Raw genomic sequence first — 13,088 nt, 5'->3', positions numbered from 1 at the left:
AGGTTGCTGTGCACCAGATGCCTACCCATTTTGTGCTGGGGCGTTTATAAGATCGCTGTTCACCATAGACAGGATTCCCATGACGCGCCCGATTGTTGGTATTATTTCCAATCGCTACCTTTTGAATGATGATTATCCGGCACACGCAGGCGGGACGATGAACGCCGAAGCGATCAGCGATGTTTCTGGGTGTATGCCAATGCTTATCCCTGCGGATCCTCGGTTTTTATCGGTAGAAGAGTTGCTGGAAACCTGTGATGGTTTTTTGTTGACCGGGGGGCGCCCGAATGTCCATCCCGAAGAATATGGCGAAGCAGAGACTGCAGCACATGGTGACTTTGACAGGTGTCGCGATGCGATTACCCTACCGTTGGTGCGGGCCTGCGTTGAACGTGGGCAGCCGTTTTTAGGCGTGTGTCGTGGGTTCCAAGAGGTGAATGTTGCCATGGGCGGTACACTTTACCCTGAAATTCGCGATTTGCCGGGGCGTACAAACCATCGCATGCCACCTGATGGGACGCTCGAGGAAAAGTTTGAACTGCGCCATTGCGTAACGTTTTCCAAAGATGGCCCCTTTCAAAAAATGATGGGTGCGCAAGAGGTGATGACCAACACGCTGCATGGCCAAGGGATCAAAGATGCCGGCAAGGATGTGATCATTGACGGCACGGCCCCTGATGGAACGCCTGAGGCTATCTATATCAAAGATGCCCCTGGGTTTACCTACTCTGTGCAGTGGCATCCGGAATGGAATGCCAGTAATGATCCTGTATCGCGGCCATTGTTTACCGCATTTGGCGAGGCTGTCCGGGTTTGGGCTGCGCGTGTTTAATTGACTATTAGAAAGGTGTGGTAATGAAGCGATCACGCATTAACGATATTATGGCGCGTGCGGATGAAATGATCCGGTCTTATGGGTTTGTTCTGCCGCCGTTTGCCTATTGGTCACCCGAGGAATTTAAAGCGCGCGCGCCTGATGCAGCAGCAGTGATCAATGCGCGAATGGGCTGGGATATTACGGACTACGGGCAGGGGGATTTTGACAATCTTGGTCTGTTTTTGTTTACGCTCCGCAACGGGCGTCTAAGCGATCTGCAACGTGGCGGCGGCATGTGTTATGCGGAGAAACTGCTAATTTCGCGGCAAGATCAAATCAGCCCGATGCACACTCATGTGATAAAGGCCGAAGACATTATCAATCGCGGTGGAGCCACATTAGCGATTGAACTGTTTGGATCCGATGCTGAGGGAAATTTTGATGAAACTGCGGGTGGGACCGCGTTTTGCGATGGGATCAAACGCGAATTTGGCGGGGGTGAAGTTCTCATGTTGGCCCCGGGTGAAAGCGTAACCTTAATGCCCGGCGATTGGCACGCGTTTTGGGGGGACGGCGGCGATGTTCTGATTGGGGAGGTTTCAACAGTGAACGATGATGAAACCGACAATATCTTTCGTGCGCCAATCGGGCGGTTCGCCGCTATTGAGGAAGACGAACCGCCCAAACATCTACTGGTCTCTGACTACGCGAACTGGCTTTAGAGTTCAGTTCTGAGGTGCCAGAGCTCTGGGAAAATCTCGACAGATAACATACGTTTTAGATAGGCGGTGCCGCTGGTGCCGCCTGTTCCGCGTTTAAAGCCAATCACCCGTTCAACTGTTGTGACGTGGTTAAACCGCCAGCGGCGGAAATAATCTTCGAAATCCACGAGCTTTTCAGCAAGCTCGTAAAGTTCCCAGTGGGTTGTGGGGTCTTGATAAACCTTGACCCAAGCGGCTTGCACCGCTTCATGCGGTTGATATGCCTGCGACAGATCGCGGCTCAGAACCTCTTCTGGTAATGTAAACCCGGCATTGTTCAATGCGCCAAGGGCAACGTCGTAAAGGCTGGGTTGTGCAAGTTCAGCAGCGAGTTTTTCTAAAATATCTGGGCGGTGTTCATGTGGTTTTAACATCGCGATGTTGCGGTTGCCGACCATGAATTCAATCAGCCTGTATTGCCAGCTTTGAAATCCAGAAGACTGCCCAAGCGCATCGCGAAAGGTAGTATAATCGCTCGGAGTCATCGTGCGCAACACATCCCAGGCATTGTTCAATTGCTCAAAAATCCGAGCCACACGCGCGAGCATTTTAAAGGCGGGGCGGGTTTCGCCATGCAACAACAGTTTACGGGCTGCGCTGACTTCGTGAATGGCGAGTTTCATCCAAAGCTCAGAGGTTTGGTGTTGAATGATAAATAGGGATTCATCATGGGCATCGCTAAAGGTATGATGCGCGTTCAGGATCGCATCCAGCCCGAGGTAATCGCTATAGGACATGCGCCCGTCAAAGGACATCTGCGCGCCATCATCGGCGGGGTTATATGGTTTTTTCATTGTCTGGTCTTTCAAGATCAATAGCCATGCGAAAACGGTCTATTCGCTGGCCATGGCGTAAAATGGTTTCGGGTGTCACGACATCCCAGCCATTTTTCGCAAAGAAGGGGCGGGCCAAAAGACTGGCCTCTGTGGTGAGGTGGATCAGGTGATGATCTTGCGCCCATTCAAGCAATTTATCATAGAGAGCTTGCGCCACGCCGAGACCCATCCATTCGGGCAGCACAAAGGCAAGGTCGAGGTGGCCGTCATGCTCCATCGCCATGAAGCCGATGATTTGGCTGTCTTTGCAGGCGACATATGCCACCATGTCAGCAGCGCGATCGGGTGTTGATAGGTCTGGTTCCGTTGCGGGACACCAGGCAGCGCGTTGCTCCGCTGTGTAGGCGTTTGCCGCCCCTTCATGCACAGCACGCCGAAACACCTGAAAACAGGCGCTGCGGTCGTCTGGATGATAGGGGCGGATCGAAACATTTAAGTTACGCGATTTTGCACTTTGTATTCCGGGCGATCCCACAGGCGGTTCTCCATCACATCTTTGATGATTGAGATTGCCGCGTCTACGTCACCTTCGTCAATGTAAAGCGGGGTAAAGCCAAAGCGCATGATGTCCGGCGCGCGGAAATCACCGATGACACCACGGGCAATCACGGCCTGCATTGCGGCGTACCCATGTTCAAAGTGGAACGACACTTGTGATCCGCGACGTGTGCCATCCCGGGGGCTGGCGAGTCTAAGGTCTGGACAGGTGGCTTCGACCCCAGCAATAAACCGATCACAAAGCGCGATTGACTGCGCCCGGATGTCATCCATTTCAACCGTGTCCCAGATATCCATCGACGCATCAAGCGCTGCGAGCTGAAGAATTGGGGGCGTGCCAACGCGCATTCGTTCGATACCTTCGCCGGGGCGATATTCTAGATCAAAGGCAAATGGGGCAGCATGGCCCAACCACCCGGACAGGGCGGGACGCGCACGTTCAATATGACGAGGTGCAACATAAATAAACGCTGGGCCACCGGGGCCGGAATTGAGGTATTTGTAGGTGCAACCTACAGCAAAGTCCGCGTTGCAACCTGACAGATCAACGGGTAGCGCGCCGGCAGAATGCGCGAGATCCCAAACACACAAAATACCCAGTGCTTGGGCCTTTTTCGTGAGGGCCTTCATGTCGTGCATGCGGCCTGTGCGGTAATCAACTTCGGTCAACATCAGAACTGCGATCTCTTCGCTGAGTGCCTCGTCAACCGCTTCGGGGGCGACTGTGCGCAATTCATACCCGTCGCCCAATGTGTTGCACAGTCCAGCCGCCATATAGAGATCAGACGGGAAGTTCCCCGTGTCTGACAGAATGACTTTACGTGGTGCATTCATTTCCATGGCAGAGGCAAGCGCCTGATAAACCTTGATCGATAGTGTATCCCCCATGGTGACGTGGCCGGGTTCGGCGCCAATCAATCTGGCGATCCGATCACCAATCCCAGAAGGAAGGCCCATCCATCCCGCTTTGTTCCAGCCCGTGATCAACATCTCGCCCCACTCATCGTTGATGGTGCGTGCCACACGATCTGAGGTTGCCTTGGGCAATGGGCCCAGAGAATTCCCATCAAGATAGATCATGCCGTCTGGCAGCTGAAACAGGGCTTTGGTGGCTTTGAAGTCGATCATGTGGGGTCCAGACGTTTTAAGCTTAAAGTATAGGGGAGAGTAACCGATTTCCCAATTCGTGCAAGAGCCAGTTTTGCCGCATTGTGAACCGCTTTGCGTTCTAGGTATGAAGGGGCAAAGGAGACCGTGATGAAATACATTGATATTCCGCCTGTTTGGCTTCTCTTGTTTTTGGGGATCGCTTGGTGGCAGGCGGTGTATTTCCCGATCTTATCGCTGGAAAGCGGATTAACAGACCTGATCAGCGGTGTTTTGATCGGGGGTGGGCTTGTTTTGATGATGCTGGCCTTTGTTGAATTCCGCAAACATAAGACAACGGCTGTCCCACATGAAACGCCAACGCAGTTGATCCAAAGCGGGATTTTCAAACGTAGCCGGAACCCGATCTATATCGCGGACATGCTATTGCTTGCTGGATTCATCTTGCGGTGGGACGCAATCATTTCTCTCGCGCTGATCCCTCTGTTCTTGTGGGTGATCGAAAAACGATTTGTCATCCCAGAAGAAGACCGTTTGCGCCGTAAGTTCCGAGTTCAATATGCCGCGTATTGCCGGAAAGTCCGCCGTTGGATTTAATAAAAACGCGACAGATTTTTTCCTGTTTGCGCCATCATTCTTGCGTAATATTGTTTCGCCCGGTATGAGATGACCTACATGAATGTTTCATGAAGGGGAGGGGTTCTGCAAAGCAGGACCTTTTTCTTGCCAAGGGGCTATCAAGGGGGACAGCGTTCGTGAAGATCGGCGTACCAAAGGAAATATTTGAGGGGGAAGCGCGCGTTGCGATGACCCCTGAAAGCGCGATTCAGTTACAAAAGCTTGGATATGAATGTGTCATCGAAACCGGAGCCGGGGCAGCGGCAGGGTTTTCTGATGAAACGTATCAGAGTGCAAATGTTGAAATTGTCAAAACGGGTGCAGCTTTGTTTAAGGCTGCGGATATTGTCGCCAAGGTGCGCCAACCCAATGACACTGAGCTAAAGCGCCTGCGCAAAAGTCAGACTTTGATTTCGTTCTTTAATCCGGCGGCGAATGAGTCCGGGATGGAAGCAGCGAAAGCCAAGGGCGCAAACGTGATCGCGATGGAAATGGTTCCACGCATCAGCCGCGCGCAAAAAATGGATGCTTTGTCATCTATGGCCAATATCGCGGGCTATCGCGCGGTGATTGAGGCAGGCAACAATTTCGGCCGCTTCTTTACAGGTCAGATTACCGCAGCAGGCAAAGTGCCACCAGCCAAGGTTTTGGTTGTTGGGGCAGGTGTTGCTGGTCTGGCGGCGATTGGTACGGCGACATCTTTGGGTGCGATCACCTATGCATTTGACGTGCGTCCCGAAGTCGCCGAGCAAGTTGAATCCATGGGGGCTGAATTTGTCTTCCTCGATTTTGAGGAAGAACAGCAAGACGGCGCGTCATCTGGTGGCTATGCATCCGTGTCCAGCCCAGAGTTCCGCGAAGCGCAGCTTGCAAAATTCCGCGAACTTGCGCCTGAGATTGACATTGTCATCACCACGGCATTGATCCCGAACCGCGAAGCGCCCGAATTGTGGACAGAAGATATGGTTGCCGCGATGAAGCCGGGTTCGGTCATTGTTGACCTTGCGGCGGAAAAAGGCGGCAACTGTAAACTGACGGTGATGGACGAAAAGATCGTGACCGAAAACGGTGTGACCATCGTTGGGTATACCGATTTCCCATCTCGGATGGCGGCGCAGGCTTCAACGCTTTATGCAACCAACATTCGCCACATGATGACAGATTTGACCCCTGAAAAAGATGGTCAGATCAATCACGACATGGAAGATGATGTGATCCGCGGCGCAACCGTGACCTTTGAAGGTGAGATCACGTTCCCACCGCCACCGCCCAAAGTGCAGGCCATCGCGGCCAAGCCCAAGGAAGTGGTTCCAGAACTAACACCCGAAGAAAAGCGTGCAGCCGAAGTCGCAGCATTTAAGCAGCAAACCAAACAGCAGGTCACTTTGCTGACAGTTGGTGCGGTGTTGTTGTTGGGCGTTGGCTTGGTCGCTCCGGCCAGCTTTATGCAGCACTTTATCGTGTTTGTTCTTTCTGTGTTCGTCGGGTTCCAAGTGATCTGGAACGTCAGCCACAGTCTGCACACGCCATTGATGGCGGTGACCAATGCGATTTCGTCAATCATCATTTTGGGGGCCTTGATGCAAATCGGATCTGGTTCTTTCTTGGTGATCCTGCTTGCCGCGCTTTCGGTCTTTATGGCTGGGATCAATATTTTCGGTGGCTTCCTCGTGACTCGGCGCATGCTCGCCATGTTCCAGAAATCATAAGGGGTAGGGATTATGGATTTCGGATTTACAACAGCGGCCTATGTGGTCGCGGCGGTCCTCTTTATTCTGTCACTTGGCGGGTTATCTGGACAAGAAAGCGCAAAGCGCGCGGTGTGGTACGGCATTGTCGGCATGGCGCTGGCGGTGTTTGCAACCTTGGTCGGACCCGGTTCTGGTCTGTGGTTGCTATCGCTTCTGCTGATCGCAGGCGGTGGTCTGATCGGGTATCAGGTCGCACAACGGGTGCAGATGACCGAGATGCCACAGCTGGTGGCAGCGATGCATTCGCTTGTGGGTTTGGCTGCGGTTTTTGTTGGCTATAACGCCCATCTTGAACTGGGCAACGTTTTGGCGATGAGCCACGAGGAACGTGCCGGACTTGAAGGATTTGCCGGGCTTTTGGCACACAAATCACCGGTTGAGATCAACATCCTGCGGGTCGAAGTGTTCCTTGGCATCTTTATCGGTGCGGTGACCTTTACCGGGTCAGTTGTCGCCTATGGCAAACTTGCGGGCAAGCTATCGTCGGCAGCCGAAAAACTACCGGGTGGGCACATGTTGAACGCTGGGGCGGCCGTTATTTCCGTTCTGTGTTTGATTTGGTACTTCAACACCGGTGGGTTTTTGCCCCTGTTCTTGATGACCTTGGCTGCGCTCTTTATCGGATATCACCTGATTATGGGGATTGGCGGGGCTGACATGCCTGTGGTTGTTTCAATGTTGAACAGCTATTCTGGTTGGGCGGCAGCGGCGATTGGCTTTAGCCTTGGCAATGATTTGTTGATCGTTGTTGGTGCGTTGGTCGGCTCCTCTGGTGCGATCCTCAGCTACATCATGTGTAAGGCGATGAACCGTTCGTTTGTGAGCGTGATTTTGGGCGGCTTTGGTGGCACATCTGGTCCTCAGATGGAAGTCGAGGGCGAACAAATCGCGATTGAAGCAGATGGCGTTGCAGCAGCTTTGGAAGACGCGGACAGCATCGTGATCATTCCGGGGTATGGCATGGCAGTTGCGCAAGCACAGCAAAATGTGGCGGAACTCACCCGTCGTTTGCGCGCGAAAGGCAAGAACGTTCGCTTTGCGATCCACCCCGTTGCGGGACGTTTGCCGGGCCACATGAATGTTTTGCTGGCCGAGGCTAAGGTACCTTATGACATCGTGATGGAGATGGATGAAATCAACGATGATTTCCCTGAAACTGACGTTGCGATTGTGATTGGTTCCAATGACATCGTGAACCCTGCAGCGCAAGAAGATCCAAACAGCCCAATCGCTGGGATGCCGGTTCTTGAATGCTGGAAAGCCAAGCAGGTGTTTGTTTCTAAACGTGGTCAGGGTACCGGATATTCCGGCATCGAAAACCCGCTGTTCTTTAAAGAAAACACGCGCATGTTCTATGGCGATGCGAAATCATCCCTCGATCAATTGCTGACTATGATTCAATAAGTTATCTAACTAAAAAAGGAAAAGCGCCCTGTTTTGTAAGCGGGGCGCTTTTTGCTTTTATGGGTGTTTGTATACGGATGTATCCTGTAACATTTTGAAACAACTCCGTTTTCCATTTACAATTGGTCAAAAATCGAAAAAGGGTTCCGAACAGCAAAAAGAGTTTCTGAGATGGAACAACACATCATCGACCACCCGATGCGCTATGCGTTATCAAATGAACTACACGCACGCCCTTTTCCTGCGATGTCTGCTCCGTGTCGAGCGGCCTTCATTGCGTTAAAGCGTCCGACTGATGCAGCATCACGTGACAAAGATGCCGATCGTAAACACCTGATTGCTTTATTGGATCGTCATGGTGCAGCGCACCCGCAACCTGGCGCGACACATTATTTCGGTGAAATCGGAAAAGCGTATTTGAAATGGGAAAGCCATACTGAATTTGTAACTTACACTCTGTTTGGGGAGGGGGTTGCTGAGCGACCATTTGACGGAAGCACCTTTTCCATGTTTCCAAAAGAATGGTTGAAAGACGCTCCGGGCACGCGATTGACTTCGGCGTTAGTGCGTGTCGAAGAGGGCACAACAGATGCTGACATAAGCCCAAAATTACGGCAGTGGTTTGTACCAGAAAGCCTAGCGGTCAGTCGTGTGTTGGATGGTTCTGCAGTGATTGCTGCTGATTTTAGGATAGATTCTGAAGGGCACATGCGGTTTGCTGTTTTTGTACCGCCCGAAACCAATGCGCGAACGGTTGGGCAGATCATTCAGCGTATGTGTGAAATTGAGACATATAAAACTATGTCGATGCTTGGGTTTGCACGGGCGCGTGAAATATCCCGTAAGCTCGGGGAATTTGATGAGCAACTTCGCGAAGTCGTCAACGACATGGAAAATGAGGTAACCTCACCCGAAACCACTTTGAATGCGCTGCTGCCTATTTCAGCCAAACTTGAAAATCTGTTGGCGCAGACAGCGTTCCGGTTTGCGGGAACCGGGGCCTACGAAACGATTGTTGCACAGCGGATTGAAGTTCTGCGCGAAGAGCGATTTGAACACCGGCAGACTTTTGCTGAATTTATGTTGCGCCGTTTTGACCCTGCGATGCGAACTGTACGATCTATGCGGGAACAACTTACCCGAATGGCGGAACGTGCAACGCGGGTAGGGGAGTTGTTGCGGACACGGGTGGATGTCGAAAGATCAGCGCAGAACCAAAAGGTGCTTGAAAGCATGGATCGGCGTGCAGACGTGCAGCTACAATTGCAAAAAACAGTAGAGGGCCTATCGGTTGTTGCGATCAGCTACTACGCGGTTAATCTGGCCACTTACGCGTTATGGCCTATTGGCAGCACGTTTGGGTTGGAAAAATATACGCTGACCGCACTTTTGACACCGGCGGTGATTTTGGGCGTTTGGGCGATTATTCGAAAAATCCGAAACTCAGCGCATTAAAACTTAGGGTGCATGGTTGGCATGAAAAAGGCGGCACCAAGCCGCCTTTTTTTTCTCTTAATATTCTATCGACCACGAATACGCGGATCTAATGCATCGCGTAGACCGTCACCGACATAGTTCACAGCGAGAACGGTGAACGAAATCGCAAGACCGGGCCACATAACGCGTTCAGGGTATTGTTGGAGATAATCAACGCTATCAAACAACAGACGTCCCCAAGTTGGGAAATCCGGCGGGAAGCCAAGGCCAAGGAACGACAACGCACTTTCGGTGATAATCGCATTGGCAATACCGAGCGTTGCAGACACCATAATTGGGCTTAGAACATTTGGCAGAATATGCCGCATGATCATCTTTTGGTTGGACGTTCCAATAGACCGGGCAGCCAGAACGAATTCACGTTCTTTGATTGCCAAAACATCGCCGCGTACAATACGTGCTGTGGGCATCCAGCTGGTGATCCCGATTGCTGTCACCATCAAAACAAAGATCCCCATCTCAGGACCAAAGATCGACGATAGAGTATCCCGGAACAACATAACCATAACCAACAGAAGCGGGAGCAATGGTAAGGCAAGGAACAGATCCGTCAGGCGCATTAGTGGGCCGTCAAGTTTCTTAAAGAAACCTGCCACCACACCAATGAATGTTCCTAAGAACAAGGCAAGCGCCATGGCGACAAGCCCTACGGACATAGAGGTTTGTCCGCCTTTGATCATCCGTGCCAGCGTGTCACGCCCCAATTGGTCGGTGCCAAAGGGGTGGGCAAAACTAGGACCTTGGTTTCTGGCGCGAATATCAATGTAGGTTGGGTCAATCGTCCACAACCATGGGCCAAAGGTTACGCCAAACACAATGATCAAAAAGAACCCAGCGCCGATCAAGGCACCGCGGTGCGATTTAAACTGGTCCCAGACATCCCACCATTGGCTACGGGATGCGTTTTCTTGGATTTCAGTGATATCAGTCATAGCGGATCCTCGGATCAAGGACGCCGTAGAGAATGTCGGCAATCAAGTTAAAGAAGATGATGAGGGCCGCAAAGATAACCGTCAGCGTTTGCACCGTCGGAATGTCACTGGCCTGAATTGCGGTAATCAAGAGTTGGCCAAGGCCATTCACTTTGAAAACCTGTTCCGTGATGATTGCTCCGCCAAACACTTGTGGAACACCGAGTGCGATCACAGTGACCACTGGGATCATCGAATTGCGCAATACATGGACAAAGACCACGGTCTTTTCGCTGAGACCCTTGGCGCGTGCTGTGCGCACGTAGTCTTGGTTTAAATTGTCCAACATCGATGCACGCATGAAACGGCTGATTTGTGCCGCGTTGAAGAGTGCAAGCACAGTCACGGGCAAAATCATTTGCCGGACTTGTTTAACAAAGGTTTCCCAATTGGTTACTTCAAGGGTCGTGTCGTAGATCGACGGCAACCAAAAGAAACTATCTAAAGGCATCCAAACCGAAAAGATAACGATCAGCAAAACACCTGTGAAGAATGTCGGAACCGAAAATCCGATCATCGACACAAACGTACCGATTTGGTCAAACATGGAATATTGCCGGTAGGCTGATATGATCCCGATTGGAACAGCGATCAGTGCCCCAACGAGATAAGCTAAGCCAACCACCCAAAGTGTCTGGGGGAGACGCTGCGTTACAATATCCATAACAGGGGAGCGGAACTGCCAGCTAAGTACACGCTGTTGATCACCATAGACATCCCATCCTGTGAGCGACTCAATCAGGTAAAGGGGTTCGGTGATGTAGAAGGCTTTGACCCATAGGACAAAGCGAATGTACCAAGCTTGGCCTAAGCCAAGGCTTTCGCGGATTTGTTGTTTTACCTCAGGTGGGATCGACAGCGGCAGGTTGGCCGTTGGATCGCCGGGAGCGAGAGTCAGCAACAAAAAGATGATAAGGGAGATAAAAAGAAGCGTCGGAATTGCCAAAAGCAACCGACGGATCGTGAAGTTTAACATGGGATCCTCGAAGGGTCGCGCCAAAGGGAATCTGCCCGCCGAAAGGCGAGCAGATCATGAGCGGTATTAGTTGCTTAGGCGATGCCAGTCAGCAGCGTTCCACAATTCAGAATCCCAAGTGTTGAGGATCACACCACCTAGGGTATTTGAATGTGCAGATACACGACCACGGTCAACCAATGGGATGATGACATATTCTTGCATAAGCATGTCGTTCATCGCTTTGGCCAAACGTGCACGTTCGTTGATGTCGCCAGTTGTGGACATCTCTGCAACGAGTGCGTCGTATTCTTCTGAACAGAAGCGCGGCATGTTGTTGCCCTGCCATTGTGTTTCAGGACGCGGTGCCTGTTCACAAGCCCAGTTCGCCATGTAGCTTTCTGGGTCAGTACCATCAAAGTTGTTTGCGTACATTTCAACGTCAGCAAAGAACTTCTGGAAGGTATCAGGAGACGCAGGGTCACCACCGAAGAACACAGATGCGTCGAGGTTGCGCAATTCTGTTTCTACACCGATTTCACTCCACCACTGTTTGATCAGTGCTTGGAAATCCTGACGAACGGCATTTGTGGATGTTTGGTACAGCATGGACAGACGGACGCCATCACGTTCACGCACACCATCAGAACCACGTTCCCAACCAGCAGCGTCTAGCAAAGCATTTGCGCCTGCGATGTCTTGCACGAGGCAACCATCATTTGCAGTTGATGCGTAGATTGCAGGTGCAGGAAGCACGTTACAGCTTGGACGGCCAGCATCACCATACCCGATTTCAGTCAGCAATGCGCGGTCAATCGCCATGGAGAGCGCTTGACGTACATCTCTGTCAGTCAGGAATGGGTGTGGATGTGCAGCTGTGCCGCGCTCTTCGCCCAGATCTGGGTTTACATCGGTCATGTTGACCATGATGCGTTCAACCAATGTACCAAAGCCTGAAACGATCTGGCCTTGGCCAGCTGATTGCATGTTTGCAAGAACATCTGGTGCGAGTTGCAGGTTCCAAGCGTAGTCAAATTCGCCTGTTTCCAGAACCGCACGACCTGCAGCAGTTGCGTCGCCGCCCCCTTTGAAGGTCACTGATGAAAACGCAGGTAAGTTCGCGTCACGGTAGTTTTGGTTCGCTTCAAGTGAGATTACGTCGTTTGGACGGAAATCAGTCACTGTGAACGGGCCTGTACCGATCGGGCTAAAGTTTGCATCGGTGCAAGACGGCGCCGCAGCGCCTAAGCAATCTGCAAACTGTGAAGCTTGGATGATTGGAGACTGAGCGCCAACAAACGGACCATATGGGAATGGTTTAGAGATGCCGAAATGAACGATGACAGTGCGGTCATCTACGATTTCAACATCGGTAACATCGTTGTATTTTTCAGACTGCGCACAACCGCCACCTTCTGCGGTGCAGTATTCCCATGAGAAACGCACATCAGCAGAGGTTACAGGTGTACCATCGGACCAAAGTAGACCTTCACTAAGTGTCCAGGTGATAGATGTCAGATCTTCGGCCACGCCACCGTTTTCGACGGTAGGCACGGTATCAACGAGCCAAGGAACAATCGCACCGGTTTCGTCGTAGCGTGCAAGGGGTTCGATGACGAGGCTGGCTGCCTCAAGATCTTTAGTACCACCTGAAAGATAGGGGTTCATGAGCGATGGTGCTTGCCAATAGATAATATTGACGTGGCCATCAGAACCGCGCTCAGCCATAGCCATAGGGGCCATAGCAAATGCAGCGGCGGCGCCGAGCAGAGTTGCTTTGAGATTCATTCTTCTCTCCTTGTTGGTCGTTGTTTCATGAAAGAAACAACAGAAAGGTTTGTTTTTCGGTTCGCATCATTTTGGAAAAACCGTT

At 51.7% G+C, this 13,088-nt stretch carries 12 protein-coding genes; 6 read left to right on the top strand and 6 right to left on the bottom strand.

Annotation, left to right across the window (positions count from 1 at the left end):
* The first annotated feature begins 79 nt into the window (after nucleotides 1-79).
* Together G9C99_RS04190 and G9C99_RS04185 are read left to right on the top strand one after the other, a co-directional pair.
* On the top strand, nucleotides 80-832 hold the full coding sequence (locus G9C99_RS04190) for a gamma-glutamyl-gamma-aminobutyrate hydrolase family protein (RefSeq protein WP_166416165.1): 753 nt from the start codon (nucleotides 80-82) through the stop codon (nucleotides 830-832).
* A 23-nt stretch (nucleotides 833-855) separates the two neighbouring features.
* Nucleotides 856-1,539, top strand: coding sequence for a D-lyxose/D-mannose family sugar isomerase (locus G9C99_RS04185; RefSeq protein WP_166416164.1), 684 nt, complete (start codon nucleotides 856-858; stop codon nucleotides 1,537-1,539).
* Here G9C99_RS04185 and kynA read toward each other — a convergent pair.
* The 3 genes from kynA to kynU are packed head-to-tail and all read right to left on the bottom strand — an operon-like array spanning nucleotide 1,536 to nucleotide 4,040.
* A complete protein-coding gene (gene kynA / locus G9C99_RS04180) occupies nucleotides 1,536-2,372 on the bottom strand; it encodes a tryptophan 2,3-dioxygenase (RefSeq protein ID WP_166416163.1) in 837 nt (278 codons plus the stop codon). The genes G9C99_RS04185 and kynA overlap by 4 nt on opposite strands.
* On the bottom strand, nucleotides 2,356-2,889 hold the full coding sequence (locus G9C99_RS18405) for a GNAT family N-acetyltransferase (RefSeq protein ID WP_166416162.1): 534 nt from the start codon (nucleotides 2,887-2,889) through the stop codon (nucleotides 2,356-2,358). The genes kynA and G9C99_RS18405 overlap by 17 nt, the downstream gene beginning before the upstream one ends.
* Nucleotides 2,847-4,040, bottom strand: a complete 1,194-nt coding sequence (gene kynU / locus G9C99_RS04170; protein WP_166416161.1) for a kynureninase — start codon at nucleotides 4,038-4,040, stop codon at nucleotides 2,847-2,849. The genes G9C99_RS18405 and kynU overlap by 43 nt, the downstream gene beginning before the upstream one ends.
* A gap of 129 nt (nucleotides 4,041-4,169) precedes the next feature.
* Between kynU and G9C99_RS04165 the strand changes: the two genes are divergently transcribed.
* From G9C99_RS04165 to G9C99_RS04150, 4 genes are all read left to right on the top strand, one after another.
* Nucleotides 4,170-4,616, top strand: a complete 447-nt coding sequence (locus G9C99_RS04165) for a methyltransferase family protein (protein WP_166416160.1) — start codon at nucleotides 4,170-4,172, stop codon at nucleotides 4,614-4,616.
* A gap of 158 nt (nucleotides 4,617-4,774) precedes the next feature.
* Nucleotides 4,775-6,346 (top strand): Re/Si-specific NAD(P)(+) transhydrogenase subunit alpha, encoded by a 1,572-nt coding sequence (locus G9C99_RS04160; protein WP_166416159.1) that lies wholly within the window; start codon nucleotides 4,775-4,777, stop codon nucleotides 6,344-6,346.
* Nucleotides 6,347-6,358: 12 nt separating this feature from the next.
* Nucleotides 6,359-7,792, top strand: a complete 1,434-nt coding sequence (locus tag G9C99_RS04155) for an NAD(P)(+) transhydrogenase (Re/Si-specific) subunit beta (protein ID WP_166416158.1) — start codon at nucleotides 6,359-6,361, stop codon at nucleotides 7,790-7,792.
* A 171-nt stretch (nucleotides 7,793-7,963) separates the two neighbouring features.
* Nucleotides 7,964-9,247 (top strand): DUF3422 family protein, encoded by a 1,284-nt coding sequence (locus G9C99_RS04150; protein ID WP_166416157.1) that lies wholly within the window; start codon nucleotides 7,964-7,966, stop codon nucleotides 9,245-9,247.
* 65 nt (nucleotides 9,248-9,312) lie between these two features.
* Here G9C99_RS04150 and G9C99_RS04145 read toward each other — a convergent pair whose 3' ends face one another.
* The 3 genes from G9C99_RS04145 to G9C99_RS04135 form a co-directional block, all read right to left on the bottom strand.
* On the bottom strand, nucleotides 9,313-10,221 hold the full coding sequence (locus tag G9C99_RS04145; protein ID WP_166416156.1) for an ABC transporter permease: 909 nt from the start codon (nucleotides 10,219-10,221) through the stop codon (nucleotides 9,313-9,315).
* Nucleotides 10,214-11,236 (bottom strand): ABC transporter permease, encoded by a 1,023-nt coding sequence (locus G9C99_RS04140; protein WP_166416155.1) that lies wholly within the window; start codon nucleotides 11,234-11,236, stop codon nucleotides 10,214-10,216. Before G9C99_RS04140 ends, G9C99_RS04145 begins: the two co-directional genes overlap by 8 nt.
* Nucleotides 11,237-11,302: 66 nt before the next feature.
* Nucleotides 11,303-13,003 (bottom strand): peptide ABC transporter substrate-binding protein, encoded by a 1,701-nt coding sequence (locus tag G9C99_RS04135; RefSeq protein ID WP_166416154.1) that lies wholly within the window; start codon nucleotides 13,001-13,003, stop codon nucleotides 11,303-11,305.
* Nucleotides 13,004-13,088 lie beyond the last annotated feature (85 nt).

This window comes from Cochlodiniinecator piscidefendens, from assembly GCF_011326755.1.
GTDB classification, from domain to species: domain Bacteria; phylum Pseudomonadota; class Alphaproteobacteria; order Rhodobacterales; family Rhodobacteraceae; genus Cochlodiniinecator; species Cochlodiniinecator piscidefendens.
Note: the sequence above shows the minus strand (reverse complement) of the source record. Positions and strands in the feature narration are given on the sequence as shown.